The organism is Pectinatus brassicae (genome assembly GCF_014201835.1).
Lineage (GTDB): Bacteria > Bacillota > Negativicutes > Selenomonadales > Selenomonadaceae > Pectinatus > Pectinatus brassicae.
This window is the reverse complement of the sequence record NZ_JACHFH010000021.1, coordinates 1-14,135: the sequence shown is the minus strand read 5'-3', so window position 1 is coordinate 14,135 and position 14,135 is coordinate 1. Positions and strand designations below refer to the sequence as shown.

General features: G+C 36.8%; 14 protein-coding genes, 2 tRNA genes and 1 rRNA gene. 12 read left to right on the top strand and 5 right to left on the bottom strand.

Annotation, left to right across the window (positions count from 1 at the left end; translation table 11 throughout):
* Positions 1–26: 26 nt before the first annotated feature.
* The 11 genes from HNR32_RS08850 (at position 27) to HNR32_RS08800 (ending at position 11,242) form a co-directional block, all read left to right on the top strand.
* Positions 27–1,226, top strand: coding sequence for an aconitase X catalytic domain-containing protein (locus HNR32_RS08850; RefSeq protein WP_183861776.1), 1,200 nt, complete (start codon positions 27–29; stop codon positions 1,224–1,226).
* 1 nt (position 1,227) lies between these two features.
* On the top strand, positions 1,228–1,632 hold the full coding sequence (locus HNR32_RS08845) for an aconitase X swivel domain-containing protein (protein WP_183861773.1): 405 nt from the start codon (positions 1,228–1,230) through the stop codon (positions 1,630–1,632).
* 15 nt (positions 1,633–1,647) lie between these two features.
* On the top strand, positions 1,648–2,619 hold the full coding sequence (locus tag HNR32_RS08840; RefSeq protein ID WP_183861771.1) for a C-terminal binding protein: 972 nt from the start codon (positions 1,648–1,650) through the stop codon (positions 2,617–2,619).
* A 33-nt stretch (positions 2,620–2,652) separates the two neighbouring features.
* Entirely contained in the window at positions 2,653–3,897 is a 1,245-nt protein-coding gene (gene hutI / locus HNR32_RS08835) for an imidazolonepropionase (protein ID WP_183861769.1), read from the top strand.
* Between the two features lie 31 nt (positions 3,898–3,928).
* Positions 3,929–5,941 (top strand): urocanate hydratase, encoded by a 2,013-nt coding sequence (hutU, locus tag HNR32_RS08830; protein WP_183861768.1) that lies wholly within the window; start codon positions 3,929–3,931, stop codon positions 5,939–5,941.
* Between the two features lie 211 nt (positions 5,942–6,152).
* Positions 6,153–7,343, top strand: coding sequence for a M20 metallopeptidase family protein (locus HNR32_RS08825; protein WP_183861767.1), 1,191 nt, complete (start codon positions 6,153–6,155; stop codon positions 7,341–7,343).
* Between the two features lie 13 nt (positions 7,344–7,356).
* Entirely contained in the window at positions 7,357–8,211 is an 855-nt protein-coding gene (locus tag HNR32_RS08820; RefSeq protein ID WP_183861766.1) for a transporter substrate-binding domain-containing protein, read from the top strand.
* 36 nt (positions 8,212–8,247) lie between these two features.
* Positions 8,248–8,937, top strand: coding sequence for an amino acid ABC transporter permease (locus HNR32_RS08815; protein WP_183861765.1), 690 nt, complete (start codon positions 8,248–8,250; stop codon positions 8,935–8,937).
* Positions 8,924–9,652: an amino acid ABC transporter ATP-binding protein gene (locus HNR32_RS08810; protein WP_183861764.1), complete on the top strand. Its 729-nt coding sequence runs from the start codon at positions 8,924–8,926 to the stop codon at positions 9,650–9,652. The genes HNR32_RS08815 and HNR32_RS08810 overlap by 14 nt, the downstream gene beginning before the upstream one ends.
* A gap of 266 nt (positions 9,653–9,918) precedes the next feature.
* A complete protein-coding gene (locus HNR32_RS08805; RefSeq protein WP_183861763.1) occupies positions 9,919–10,317 on the top strand; it encodes an ABC transporter permease in 399 nt (132 codons plus the stop codon).
* Complete coding sequence (locus HNR32_RS08800) at positions 10,241–11,242, top strand: ABC transporter substrate-binding protein (RefSeq protein WP_183861762.1); 1,002 nt, start codon at positions 10,241–10,243, stop codon at positions 11,240–11,242. The genes HNR32_RS08805 and HNR32_RS08800 overlap by 77 nt, the downstream gene beginning before the upstream one ends.
* Before the next feature lie 44 nt (positions 11,243–11,286).
* Here HNR32_RS08800 and HNR32_RS08795 read toward each other — a convergent pair whose 3' ends face one another.
* Entirely contained in the window at positions 11,287–12,267 is a 981-nt protein-coding gene (locus tag HNR32_RS08795; protein WP_183861761.1) for an ATP-binding protein, read from the bottom strand.
* A 291-nt stretch (positions 12,268–12,558) separates the two neighbouring features.
* Between HNR32_RS08795 and HNR32_RS08790 the strand changes: the two genes are divergently transcribed.
* Positions 12,559–13,017 carry a CBS domain-containing protein gene (locus HNR32_RS08790; RefSeq protein WP_183861760.1) on the top strand — a complete coding sequence of 153 codons (459 nt, stop codon included), beginning with the start codon at positions 12,559–12,561 and terminating at the stop codon, positions 13,015–13,017.
* A 113-nt stretch (positions 13,018–13,130) separates the two neighbouring features.
* On the opposite strand, the gene HNR32_RS08785 is transcribed toward HNR32_RS08790, so the two are convergent.
* The 4 genes from HNR32_RS08785 to rrf form a co-directional block, all read right to left on the bottom strand.
* Complete coding sequence (locus HNR32_RS08785; RefSeq protein WP_183861759.1) at positions 13,131–13,736, bottom strand: DUF1847 domain-containing protein; 606 nt, start codon at positions 13,734–13,736, stop codon at positions 13,131–13,133.
* 87 nt (positions 13,737–13,823) lie between these two features.
* Positions 13,824–13,899: transfer RNA gene (locus tag HNR32_RS08780), tRNA-Lys, on the bottom strand.
* Between the two features lie 3 nt (positions 13,900–13,902).
* Positions 13,903–13,977 (bottom strand) — tRNA-Gln (locus tag HNR32_RS08775).
* 65 nt (positions 13,978–14,042) lie between these two features.
* A 5S ribosomal RNA gene (gene rrf / locus HNR32_RS08770) occupies positions 14,043–14,135 on the bottom strand; the annotation flags it as partial.

Here is a 14,135-nt window from a genome sequence, read left to right as displayed (position 1 = left end):
CACATAAATTCTCAGGGAGGCTTATCATGTATTTAACAGATGAAGAACAAAAAATGCTTAATGGTGATTATGGCGAAGGTACCCAGCTGGCTATGAAAATATTAGCAGCTATTGGTGAAGCCTATGATGCACCTAAAATGGTTCCGGTCAGCCGTACCCATGTTGCCCTCAGCAATCAGGAAGCAGATTTATGGTTTGCTGAAAAGCTTGTCAACGGCGGTGCCAAATGCCGTGTACGTCCTACTGTAAATCCTAGTTTTAATTTAGAACAATTCCAACAAATAACTACTATTGATAAAGAAGATGAAGAAACCGTTAAACGTACTCATGCTGCTTACAATAAATTAGGTGCTATTATGACCTATAACTGCACACCTTATCTGGAAAAAAATATACCTTATTTTGGTGAAGTTATTTCTTTTTCTGAATCAAGTGCCACACCATTTGTTAATTCTGTATATGGGGCCCGTACCAATCGTGAATCAGCCCAAAGTGCTTTGTGCAGTGCCATTACTGGTGTAACTCCCTACTATGGTTTTTTATTAAAGGAAAATCGGGCTGGTCAGGTGCTTGTGCATGTTGAAGCTGATATGGATGATGATTTTGCTTATCAGATGCTCGGCTATTTTGCCCCCCAAAAAATTGGTTTCGATATTCCTGTATTTGAAGGAATACATAATCCCAGTAAAGAAGCTTTGATGAATCTTGGCGCCCAGCTTAATACCGGCGGTAATGTCGCTTTATATCATATTCTTGGTTTTACACCGGAAGCGCTTACTATGGAAGATGCCTTCCAAGGTAAAAAACCTACAAAAGAAGTAACCATTACTAATGCTGATTTAAAAGCTATGCGTGAAGAAATTTCCGATGCAAGCGGCAAAATTGATTTTGCCCTTTATGGCTGCCCGCATCTTACCATTGATCAGATAAGTACTATTGCTGATCTTGTAAATGGTAAAAAACTTGCCGTTCCTCTTTTCATAATGACATCTTCCCTTACCCGCAGTCTTACAAAAAAAATGGGCTATATGGATATAATTCGTGCTGCAGGCGGCGAAATTGTCGAAGATACCTGTATGGATCAACCATGCTGGAAATTTCTTTATGGCAAAAAAGGCATTACGGATTCACCTAAATGTGCCTATTATACAAAAAGACGCGATATGCAGTTCGTCATTGCGCCATTAAAAGATAGCGTCTTAGCTGCCTTGAAAGGAGAATACTAATATGTCTAAAGAATATAAATGTCATAAAATTTCTGGTGGTAAAGTAAAAGGTGAACTATTATTTTCTAAAGATGGTCTGTGCTTTTACTTGATTGATCCCAAAACCGGCGAAGTAATCGAAAAAGAACATTGTCTATATAAGCAGTCCATTGCTAATAAAATATTAGTCTTTCCTTACGGTAAAGGCAGTTCTGTTGTTCAGGCTGATGGTATGTATCAATTGAAAATGACCAGCATGAATCCCGCAGGCATGATAGTTATCAATGCCGATACTACCCTAGCTGCCAGTGCCATTATTTTAGATGCACCAATGGTCAATAAAATGGACAGTACTTTTTATGATGATCTGCCTAATGGCACTATGGTTGAACTTGATGCTGATAATGGTCTTTTAACAGTTCTATAAGATTGGAGGCACTATATGAACCCCATTAAAATCTGGATAATTGATGAAGAATGGCCGGAATATGAATACGAAACAGCTTTACTGCAAAAAGAACTTCCTGGTTGTGAAATCCACTATTCTGATTATAATTACAAACAAGATTTAGAAGCATTTGGTCAATATGCTGATATTATTTTGGCACAGATTTACGTCAATATCGATGCTCCTGTAATTAATAAACTTCAATATTGCAAAGGTATTGCTGTTTATGGTGGCGGCTATGACCGAGTAGATATCGAAGCTGCCAGGGCAAAAGGTATTTCTGTTACTAATGTCCATGGCTACTGCACAGAAGATATAGCAGACTATGTCGCTGCTGCTATATATAGTGCCTGCAAACCGCTTAATAATTATACTGATACTATTATGCAAGGCCTTTGGGGCGCCCAAGCTGTTAAAAACAATATTGCCCAGCGCGTTTCTGCCCGAATATTATTTATTGCCGGCTTTGGCATAATCGGACGCGAGGTTGCAAAAAAAGCCCAGCAATTAGGTCTAAAAGTATTAGCCTATGATCCGTTTGTCAGCCAAAACACCATGCTGGCCGCTGACGTTACTCCGGTTAGTTTGGCAGATGGTTTTAAACAAGCCGATTTTATTAGTATTCATATAATTTGTAATGATAATACTACTAACATGATTACAAAGAAATTTTTTTCTCTGATGAAAAGAACCGCATATATTATAAATACTGCTCGCGGTAAAATAATAAATGAACAGGATTTAATTACTGCTGTCGAAAACAAAAAAATTGCTGGTGCCTTTCTCGATGTAGTCACTATTGAACCTCCTACTGGTAAGGAAAAAATCTTTCATACAAAAAATATTACAGTAACACCACATATTTGTTATATTTCTCAGGAATCATATAAAGAACTAAAAGAACGTACCGCCCACAATGCTATAAAAATGCTGCGTGGTGAGATTCCTGCTGATTTAGTAAATTAATTAGTTTTATTAAAGGCCAGGTGAACAATACTTATGAATCGTCTTCTTATTCAAAATATCAGTCAAATAGCAACTCCTATAGGCAATAAAGCAATACATGGAACTGCTATGGATAATATTAAAATATATAACGATGCTGCTATATATTGTGAAAATGATATTATCCGAAAAGTTGGTTCCACAGCTGAAGTACTAGCCAGTGTTGGCAGCTGCTCCGATATAAATGTTATTGATGCCTCAGGAAAATGCGTTGTCCCTGGTTTTACTGATCCACATACTCATTTTCTTTTCGGCGGCACCCGCGCTGATGAATTTATATCACGCCTCGAAGGTGTCCCTTATCTTGATCTTCTACGACAAGGCGGCGGCATTGTAAATACCATGCAAAAAACCCGTGCTATGAGTTGTGATGAACTTTATAATGCCGGCAAAAAAACTCTTCAAAATATGATAAAACAGGGCTTTACGACTATTGAAGGCAAAAGTGGCTATGGCCTTGATTTTACTACTGAAATCAATATGTTAAAAACCATGAAAAAATTACATGACAATTTACCTGTTTCATTAAAAACAACTTTCCTTGGTGCTCATGCGGTACCACCTGAATATAAAAATGACAGTGATGGATTTATTGATTTTACTATAAAAAAAGTTTTACCGGAAGTTGCCAAAGAAAATCTAGCTGATTTTTGTGATATATTTTGTGAGCAGGGTGTTTTCAGCATTGCGCAATCAGAAAAACTTTTATTGGCAGCTCAAAAGCTTGGCCTAAAAAGCAAAATACATGCTGACGAAATAGTCTCCACCGGCGGCGGCGGCTTAGCTGCTAAAATAAATGCCACCAGTGCCGACCACTTACTAGCCGTATCAGCTTCTGATATAAATAAACTAGCTAATAGTAAAACGATTGCTGTTTTATTACCACTTACAGCTTTTTGCATGCGCAAGGATTTTGCTCCCGCCCGTAAAATGATTGATAAAAATTGTGCTATAGCTCTAGCCAGTGATTTTAACCCCGGCAGCTGTTATTCCTATTCCTCCGCACTTATTTTAGCCCTAGCTGTCATCAATATGCATATGACTATAAACGAAGCCCTCACCGCTATAACTTTAAATGCTGCGGCGGCGATTGATGAAGCTGCAATATGCGGCAGTATTGAGGCTGGCAAAAAAGCTGATATCTTAATTTTAGAAAAACCCGATTATCGTTTTTTAGTTTATCATACCGGCATTAATATTATTGAACATGTTATTAAAGACGGACAATTATTATTTTAAATAACATAATTTTATTACAAGGAGCATAAAAATGGTTGAAATTATAACTGATATAAAACTTGATAATATTTTCCCTGAAATGCCTGTATTTCAGGAAGGAATACGTCGCGCTCCAAGCCGTGGCTTTCATCTAAGCAAGGATCAAACAAAAATAGCCTTAAAAAACGCTCTGCGCTATCTGCCCAAAGAACTTCATGAAAAAGCAGCACCAGAATTTTTACAGGAACTGAAGACATATGGTCGCATTTATGCTTACAGATGGCGCCCACAAGGACGCATCTACGGCAAACCTATCGATGAATACAAAGGCAACTGCATCGAAGGCAAAGCTTTTCAAGTTATGATTGACAACAATCTTGATTTTGAAGTAGCACTATATCCCTATGAACTGGTAACCTATGGTGAAACCGGCAGTGTCTGCCATGATTGGCTTGGTTATCACCTGATAAAAAAATATCTGGAAGTAATGACTAACGAACAGACTTTAGTTGTTGAATCAGGCATGCCGCTGGGCTTATTCCCATCAAAGCCCGATGCTCCACGCGTAATAAATACTAACGCTTTAATGATAGGTATGTTCGACAATGAAAAGGACTGGGAAATCGCTGAAGAAATGGGTGTTGCCAACTATGGTCAGATGACAGCCGGCGGCTGGATGTACATCGGACCGCAAGGCATTGTGCATGGTACATATAATACTTTACTGAATGCCGGCCGCATGCATCTTGGCATTCCTAATGACGGTGATTTACGTGGTCATATTTTTGTCAGTTCGGGACTGGGCGGCATGAGCGGTGCACAGCCTAAAGCTGTAGAAATAGCCAACGGTGTCGGCATCGTTGCTGAAGTAGATTATTCCCGCATAAAAACACGTCTTGACCAGGGCTGGGTCAGCGAATGTTTCTCTGATCTTGATGAAGTTTTTGCCTGTGCCAATAAGCATATAAATGATAAAACGACAATCTCCATTGCCTATAATGGCAATATTGTCGATTTACTCGAATACATCGTTAAAAACAATATAAAAATAGATTTGATGAGTGACCAGACTTCCTGCCATGTTGCTTATGACGGTGGCTACTGCCCACAGGGTATCTCCTTTAATGAGCGTACCCGCATGCTGGCTGAAGATCGTGAAACATTTGAACAACTTGTCAATAAAAGCCTGCGCCGCCACTATGAATTAATAATGGCCTGTGTCAAAAACGGCACCTATTTCTTCGATTATGGTAATTCATTTTTAAAAGCTGTTTATGATGCTGGTGTTAAAGAACTATCGAAAAACGGTATTGATGAAAAAGACGGCTTTATTTTGCCATCATATGTTGAAGATATAATGGGTCCACACCTTTTTGATTATGGTTATGGTCCGTTCCGCTGGGTATGCTTAAGCGGCAGACATGAAGATTTAATTACTACTGACAAAGCCGCAATGGGGTCAATTGACCCTAATCGCCGCTATCAGGACAGAGATAATTACAATTGGATTCGCGATGCCGAAAAAAATCAAATGGTTGTCGGCACCCAAGCCCGTATTCTCTATCAGGATGCCGAAGGCCGCATAAATATCGCCCTTAAATTCAATGAACTGGTACGTGAAGGAAAAACCGGACCAATTATGCTGGGACGTGATCATCATGATGTCAGCGGCACTGATTCACCTTTCCGTGAAACCTCAAATATAAAAGACGGCAGTAACGTCATGGCTGATATGGCTGTGCAATGCTATGCCGGCAATGCTGCCCGCGGCATGAGTCTCATTTCTCTGCATAACGGCGGCGGCACAGGTATCGGTAAGGCTATAAATGGCGGTTTTGGTCTTGTTCTTGATGGCAGTCAGCGTGTTGATAATATTATTAAATCAGCTATGCTTTGGGATGTAATGGGCGGTGTTGCCCGCCGCAACTGGGCTCGCAATCCACATGCCATTGAAGTTTCTGAAGAGTTTAATAAAAAATACGCTGGAAAAGGACATATAACAATTCCGTTTGTCGCTGATGATGAACTAGTTGGCAATCTTGTCGATAAATCATTCGCAAAATAATTAGCTTAGTAATTAAATATTTTTTATTTTTTTATATACTTTATTTAGTTAAAATTGTATATTAATTTAATTTTTAAATATATATAATTGAAACTTTGTAACTTTTATGTTATGATACCATTTATAAAAGACAAAGAAGTCTATTTTACAAGGCTTCTTTGTCTTTTTTTATATTTTGCAATTATCTACAACAAATTATGGAGTTGATCTTATGAATATCTTAACTGAAGCGGAAAAACTTAGCAGTCAAATTATTTTCTGGCGGCGGCAGCTGCATCAAATACCGGAAATCGGTCTGGTACTGCCCCAAACAGCTGCGTTCGTAAAGAAATGCCTTGATAATATGTCTATTTCCTATCAAACTTATGAAAACCATTCAGGCATCGTTGCTGTTTTAGGTAAAAATACTGGTAAAACCATCGGAATCCGTGCTGATATGGATGGCTTGCGCATTCAAGAGGATTCTGATTTTGAATACAAATCCAGCAATAAAAATATGCATGCCTGCGGTCATGATGCCCATACAGCTATTCTCTTGGGAACAGCTGCCTTATTAAAAAAACATGAAGCAGAACTTGCCGGACAGGTAAAGCTAATTTTCCAGCCAGCCGAAGAAGGTCCTGGCGGTGCTAAGGTCATGATTGAAGACGGTGTAATGGAAAACCCTCATATTGATGCCATGCTGGCACTGCACACTGAACGACGCGGTTACAGCCAATCCGTTAATTCCGGTGATATATTATTTAAATATGGCAACAGCTCTGCTGCTGATGATCAAGTAAATATAACTATAATCGGTAAAAGCGGTCATGGCTCTGCCCCTGATTTATGCATTGATCCGATTGCTGCTGCTACACTGGTTATTAATAATATCCAATACATTATAAGCCGGGAAATTGACCCATTTAAGCCTTGTGTTATTACTTTTGGCTCCATTAAAGGCGGTGACGGTGCTGAAAATATTATTCCTGATACTGTAGAAATACATGGCACGATTCGGAATCAAGACTTACAGGTGCGCGATTTTGTCATGAAACGCATTGAAGAAATTGTAAAATATGTTACCAAAGCTACCCGGACAGATTATGAAATAGAGTTTCTTAATGGTTATCCACCAACTAAGAATGATGATAAAATGGTTGACGCCGTTATCGCTTCTGCTAAAAAAATATTGCCGGGAGAAACACTAAAAATCATAACTGACGAAAGCATGGGCGGCGAAGATGCTGGCTTTTTCTATCAAAAAGCACCTGGTTGCTTTTTCCGGCTGTATACACCAGCTGCCTATACCGATAATATTGTTCACCCGGCACACAGTTCCCGCTTTGTTCTCGATGATTCCCAATTATATCGCGGCACAGCTCTATTTGTTCAAAGTTCTCTCGACTACTTAAATAACTAAAGGAGTTTTCACCATGATAAAAAATAAAAAAAGTTTTTTAACTATTGCTTTACTATCTCTTATTATGCTTATGTCTATAGTTTCCGGCTGTGGCTCTACTACAGCCTCCAATGATAAAAGCACCGATAATAGTTTGGCAAAAATAAAAGAAAAAGGTACTCTTGTAGTCGGTATGAATGCCGATTTTGCTCCATACGAATTTCATGCTATGGTTGACGGCAAAGATACTATCGCCGGCTTTGATGCTGATGTAGCACGTGAAATTGCTAAAGATATGGGCGTAAAATTAGAAATTAAAGAATTATCCTTTGATGCCTTAATGACCACTTTACAGTCAAAACAAGTTGATGTATTAATTTCCGGCTTATCTGCTACTAAAGAACGCCGTAAGAGTGTTGATTTTACCGATTCATATTACCATTCTCCTAATGTTGTCTTAACCACTAAAGAAAAATTAAGCCAATTCAATACATTTGATGATTTAAAAGGTAAAAAAATTGGTGTACAACTATCCTCATTGCAGGATCACTTAATGTCCAAATTACTGCCTGATGGCAATTTTTCCCGTATTGACAGCATGAGTACATTAATGTTGTCTTTAAGCCAGGGACAAATCGATGCTATTGTAACTGCTGAAGATACCTGCAAAATGGCTATTGCCAGCAATCCCGATCTTGTAATTGCCAAAGATATTAAAATTGATGATTCATCTTTAGATAGTCCGGGTGTAGCCGTTGCTCTGCCAAAAGATTCACCGGCCTTAAAAGAACAGATGAATAAAACGATTAAACGTCTTAAAGATTCTGGTGAATTTGCTAAATTTGTTGATAAGGCCTGTGCACTTGCTGCCTCCCAACAAAAAAAATAATTACCTAGTAATATGACTGTATAGGAAGTGATTTAAATGGATTTTGGCGTCGTTATGCGCTATATTCCCATGTTTTTTACAGGAATAAAGCTGACAATATTTATCTCTATTGCCGCTATCTTTATAGCTGTCATTGTCGGCTTACTTATATATTTTATGAAAGCCTCATCTATAAAAATCGGCGGTTTTCATTTTCTGCGGGTTATCGCCTTTGCCTTTATTGAAATAATGCGCGGTACACCACTGCTTTTACAGGTACTCATTGCTTATGTATTAGTTGGTATGCTGCCCATGTCATCTGAATTACCCAGTAACTTTGCAGCAATAATTGCCAGTATTGCCGCAATCGGTCTTAACTCCAGCGTATATATTGCCGAAATATTTCGAGCTGGCATCCAATCAATTCCCAAAGGTCAAATGGAAGCCGCCCGCAGTTTAGGGCTTACTCATTTAATGGCTATGCGCAAAGTAATTATGCCTCAAGCCATAAAAAATATTCTGCCAGCCATCGGCAACGAATTTGTTGCCGATATCAAAGGCTCCTCTATGGCATATGTTCTGGGTATTGCTGAACTTACTTTTACTGCTAAGGTTGTACAAGGTGCTACCTATCGCGGCTTAGAGCCACTTATTGTATCAGCGGTATTTTACCTTATCCTGACATTTTCCCTAGGACGTTTTGTTGGCTGGACTGAAAGGAGAATGCAACAGGATGATAGATATTAAAAATTTATATAAAGACTTTGGATCAAATTCTATTTTAAAAAATATCAATACAACTGTAAAAAAAGGGGAAGTTGTCGTCCTAATCGGCCCATCAGGTGCTGGTAAATCGACTTTGCTGCGCTGTATGAACCTACTAGAAACACCGACTAAAGGACAAATATTTTTCGACGGTGAAAACATAACTCTACCTGCTGCCAATATCAATAAAATACGGGCTAAAATGGGCATGGTATTTCAGCAGTTTAATCTTTTTCCCAATATGAACATAGTTGAAAATATTATGCTGGCACCAACAATGCTGAAATTAGCCAGCAAAAAAGAATCATATAATAAAGCTGTTGAACTATTAAAAATGGTTGACTTAAGTGAAAAAGAAACTAAAAGTATTAATTCACTCTCTGGCGGTCAGCAGCAGCGTGTCGCTATTGCTCGGGCTTTAGCCATGAGTCCCGAAGTAATGCTATTCGATGAACCCACTTCAGCTTTAGATCCTGAAATGGTCGGTGAAGTATTAAATGTAATGAAAAAGCTTGCTACCGCTGGTATGACCATGGTAATCGTTACCCATGAAATGGGATTTGCCCGTGAGGTAGGTGACAGAATTCTCTTTATGGATCAAGGCTCTATCGTCGAAGAAGGCAGACCAGAACAAATTTTTAATAAACCACAAAATAAACGTACAGCTGATTTTTTATCCAAAGTATTATATGTATAACATAAAAATAAAAACAAAATAAATATTAAGTTTACAACTTTATATTTATTTTGTTTTTATTTTATTTTTTTATTGACATTTTAATATATATGTCTTATAATTTGAAACATAAAAGCAACGGCGCTTATCTTTTTATCGACAAAAGGATAAGCGCTGTTTTTTATTTTCATATAAATGAAATCATCATTAATTCTTTTTAATTATTTATTTCAATCATCATCATGATTAAATAAATTAATTTAACACTAACACAGCAGGAGGTAATCATGGGCACTATAGTTAATTCATTCACCCCAAAAGGAAAAATCAGGCCTTTATATATTTTTACAATAGCTTTTATTGCCTTTGCTATTATTCTAAGTATTTGGGCATTATTTACATTGACAGGTTCAGTAGATCCATTTTTTTTACCAGCACCAACTGCCGTTATAAAAACAGCTGTTGATTTATTTACCCAGGGAACCTTCATAGCAGATATTAGTATAACCGTCTTTCGTGTTATGGCTGGATTTTTAATTGCTGCAGCAGTAGCACTACCATTAGGTTTAATGATAGGTACCTATGCTCCAATGTCTGCCTTTTTGGAATATGAATTTAAAATGGAAAAAATTATTGGCCGCTGCTATGGTCTCAACCCTGCTTATTGCTGTTACTGGCTGTGGTAGCACTAAAAGTGCCGAAAAATCGGGCCCAGACAAAGTAATAATTGGACAGTCATCCTGGATAGGATTTGCGCCGCTTTATATTGCTGAAGAAAAAGGATTTTTTCAAAAACATGGTGCCGATGTTAAAATCCAGGCTATTGAAAGTAAAACTGATAGTAAAACAGCCTTAGCTGCTGACCGTATACAAGGTGTTTCAACCGATATTTCTACTCAGGTTATGAATGCTGCCGCTGGAATTGACCTGGTACAGATATTAGCTCTTGATACATCTGCTGGCGGTGATGGTATCGTGGCTAAAAAGAATTTTAAAACACTGGAAGATCTTAAAGGAAAAAAAGTTGCTTTAGATACTACCGGCGGTGCTGATTATTTCTGGTTTCAATATTTATTACAGAAAAAAGGCATGAGTCTCAAAGATTTTGATGTACAAAACATGTCTGCTGGCGATGCTGGTGCTGCCTTTGTTGCAGGAAAAGTAGATGCTGCTATTACTTGGCAGCCATGGCTTTCCAAAGCCGAAAAAACCCCATTTGGCCATACCTTAATGGATAGCACTGCCAGTCCCGGTGTTATTGTTGATACTTTTGCTATGAAAAAATCTTACTTGAAAGATCATCCTAAAGTAGGTAAAGCCATTGTTGCCGGCTGGTATGATGCTATTAATTATATGAAAAGCAATCCCGATGATGCTATAGCCATCATTGCTAAACGAATTGGTGAAAAACCAGAAAACGTAAAAGCAGAACTACATGATGTTCAGTTCTATGATAAAGCCGGAAATATGAAATACTTTGGCAGTAATAATAACGGTGAATTTTACGAAGTAACCGGCATAGCCGCGAAACTTTGGAAAGATCTTAATTTAATTGATAAAAACATCACCGCTGCTAACATAATTGACAGCCAATATTTAAATGCCCAATAATGCCAAAGAAGCAAGAAACCGTCACGTACAGTTTCTTGCTTCTTTTAATAAATACTAAAAAATTGTCGTTCATTTAACAAGCTGATTATTTCCTGGGCAAAAGCCTTATATTCTTTACCACTAGCCGATATTATATCATCATCAATAATTACATTTTCATTGACGTATACAGCTCCCATTAATTCAACAGCACTCAACAAAGATTTATCTACTGCCAAACGGCGTTTTTTTAATAGTTCATAGATTGGCAGCATTATCCCTACACCCTGATTAAGAAATCCCTTAATTAGTGTCTTATCAGCAAAACATTTCTTCAAAAAGGCACTGGCTGGCGGCAATATATCTAAGTCTTCAGTTTCTCTTAAATGGCTTGCTACATAAGCATCTGGAACAATTACAGCTGCATATTCTTTTAATTCAGCAGCTGATATTTCTGCAAAATTCTCATTGCAGTTAATTTTGACATTATCCTTATAACTTGTGTATTCGACTGTATCATTTTTTAATAAATTTCCCAATAAATGTACATCAAATCCTGCTTCAGTAAAAGTTTCCTTATAATAACTTAGTTCAGCATTATAAAAATCATCATGTATAAGAATTGCAATTTTTTTTCTTTCACTGATTATTTCCGGATCAGTTAATATTTTATCAATGGTCAGTATATTTTGACCATTTCTATATTTATAGTTAACCTCATCCATAATAGTTGTATATATCTGTATTCCTAACCCTGTATCATCCTGCTTAACCTCAGCTAAAGGATTATACTCAACACCATCATCAATAAACATCAACCGTAAAAGAGATGATTCCATATCATAAAAACATGTCAAAGTTATTTTACCTGGATTATTACCAGGATAAGCATAATCTATTATATTACATAAAATTTCTTCACAAACTAACTCCAGACGTTTTAATATTTTCTCATCACATATATATTTTTCCAATTCGGTTCGTATAACTGCTAATATTTCTGGTAAATTATCCCTAGTAGCAGTAAAAATAACATTATCCAGCATATGCTCTCCTTGCAAATAAAATAGTTTTATATATTATTTCGGCAAAAAAAATTATATTCCTGTATCCATTTTAATAATTTAAAAATAGTAAGCAGCTTTATAAAAAAATCTAACTATATTATTATTTAGCTTATAATTTGCGAATTTTTCTGTCTTTAATATATTCTAAAAATAAGGTATAATTATATATAGTAAATATAAAAAAAGGAAAGCAGGTGAATATACAAATAATATTAATTAAAAATTTAATATTATAATTTTTTATAAGTTCGATAATTTGGAGGGCATTTTATGAAGATATCTTTTTTTCTGATTCCCAAAGATGATATTGTGTATCTTGATTCAAATGCAACACTTCGGCAGGCTATGGAAAAAATGAAATACCATAGTTATACTGCTGTTCCATTAATAAACAAAGATGGCAGCTATGCCGGCACTTTAACTGAAGGAGATATATTATGGGCACTTAATGATAAAATTAATTTTGCCGCAAAAGATACAGAACATATAAATCTAAAAACTATCCATAAAAAATTTCATAATAAAGTGGTTCATATTGATGCAGAAATGGAAGATTTATTGACATTATCAATGAATCAAAATTTTATTCCGGTAGTTGATGATCGTAATATTTTTATTGGCATTATCAGACGACGCGAAATCATAGAATATTTTGCTAAAAAATATTATTCACAGCAGCATATTCATCATTATGACAAAAATAATATTTCGCTTAGTCTTGCTAAATAAATGCGAATATTTTATATATTATAATTAAAAATTAACAATAAAAGTGTATTTCTGTGCCGACCCCCAAAAGTCTAACTTTTGGGGGTCGGTTCATTTCTTAAATAAGCTGACTTTTATATTTCATCTTCATCCATTATCCCAAGTTTCTTTTTCCAATAACGCGAATATATAGCTCCTAGTGGATTATGTGACAACAACCTATCTTTTACTACCAAAGTTGTCACCGGACCGGGACAATTTTTATTGAAAATAGCATCATGCCCTACACACAAACCACATGATATATATAATTCTACATTTTTCTGCTGTAAAAATTGCGCCTGCAATTTAGGATTGCACATTGCTTCATGTTCAAGCTCCGGTCGAACCTGCCTTAATTCAAATTCCTTTTTAGGAAAACTACAAGTTTTACAGCATACACTGTAAAATTCAAACCCGTGTTTTTTAAAAAAGCGACTAATATAATGTGCTTCAGTACTAAGACCAATACAAAATGCCATACCGAGTTTTGTATAACCCATAGCTTTAGCAAATTCTGCCGTTTCTTCCAAACGGGTAATATTACTATAAAAAGTTCCTTCAACATATGCCGCACTTTGCATAATTTTTAGTTCTTCTTTATTATAAGCAGCCTTCACTATTTCTTTATCAATACCTGTACAATTAACACCCTTGGTATAACAGACTTTAGTTGAACATTCTGCACAATTACACTTCATTTTTATCGCCCTCTCTTTATCTTACTTTTTGATAGGATTAGTATATACAAAAAAACCTTCCTCGAACGAAGAAGGTTAAAATTCAAATGGTGGCTCACCCGAGATTCGAACTCGGGACACCCTGATTAAAAGTCAGGTGCTCTGCCAACTGAGCTAGTGAACCAAATGGCTGGGGTAGCTGGATTCGAACCAACGAATGCGGGAGTCAAAGTCCCGTGCCTTACCGCTTGGCGATACCCCAATCAAACAATAAGTATGAATCTAATAACTGATACCAGGTTATCAAAGATAACCTGACACCAACTTAACCGGCAACATCCTATCCTCCCAGGGGGCTGCCCCCCAAGTACTTTCGGCCTGTGGATGCTTAACTACTGTGTTCGAAATGGGAACAGGTGG

Coding starts and splice junctions, on each gene's coding strand:
- HNR32_RS08825 (WP_183861767.1), top strand. CDS start 6,153: ATGAATATCTTAACTGAAGCGGAAAAACTTAGCAGTCAAATTATTTTC.
- HNR32_RS08785 (WP_183861759.1), bottom strand. CDS start 13,736: ATGAAGTGTAATTGTGCAGAATGTTCAACTAAAGTCTGTTATACCAAG.
- HNR32_RS08820 (WP_183861766.1), top strand. CDS start 7,357: ATGATAAAAAATAAAAAAAGTTTTTTAACTATTGCTTTACTATCTCTT.
- HNR32_RS08810 (WP_183861764.1), top strand. CDS start 8,924: ATGATAGATATTAAAAATTTATATAAAGACTTTGGATCAAATTCTATT.
- hutU (WP_183861768.1), top strand. CDS start 3,929: ATGGTTGAAATTATAACTGATATAAAACTTGATAATATTTTCCCTGAA.
- HNR32_RS08790 (WP_183861760.1), top strand. CDS start 12,559: ATGAAGATATCTTTTTTTCTGATTCCCAAAGATGATATTGTGTATCTT.
- HNR32_RS08840 (WP_183861771.1), top strand. CDS start 1,648: ATGAACCCCATTAAAATCTGGATAATTGATGAAGAATGGCCGGAATAT.
- HNR32_RS08845 (WP_183861773.1), top strand. CDS start 1,228: ATGTCTAAAGAATATAAATGTCATAAAATTTCTGGTGGTAAAGTAAAA.
- HNR32_RS08805 (WP_183861763.1), top strand. CDS start 9,919: ATGGGCACTATAGTTAATTCATTCACCCCAAAAGGAAAAATCAGGCCT.
- hutI (WP_183861769.1), top strand. CDS start 2,653: ATGAATCGTCTTCTTATTCAAAATATCAGTCAAATAGCAACTCCTATA.
- HNR32_RS08795 (WP_183861761.1), bottom strand. CDS start 12,267: ATGCTGGATAATGTTATTTTTACTGCTACTAGGGATAATTTACCAGAA.
- HNR32_RS08800 (WP_183861762.1), top strand. CDS start 10,241: ATGAATTTAAAATGGAAAAAATTATTGGCCGCTGCTATGGTCTCAACC.
- HNR32_RS08815 (WP_183861765.1), top strand. CDS start 8,248: ATGGATTTTGGCGTCGTTATGCGCTATATTCCCATGTTTTTTACAGGA.
- HNR32_RS08850 (WP_183861776.1), top strand. CDS start 27: ATGTATTTAACAGATGAAGAACAAAAAATGCTTAATGGTGATTATGGC.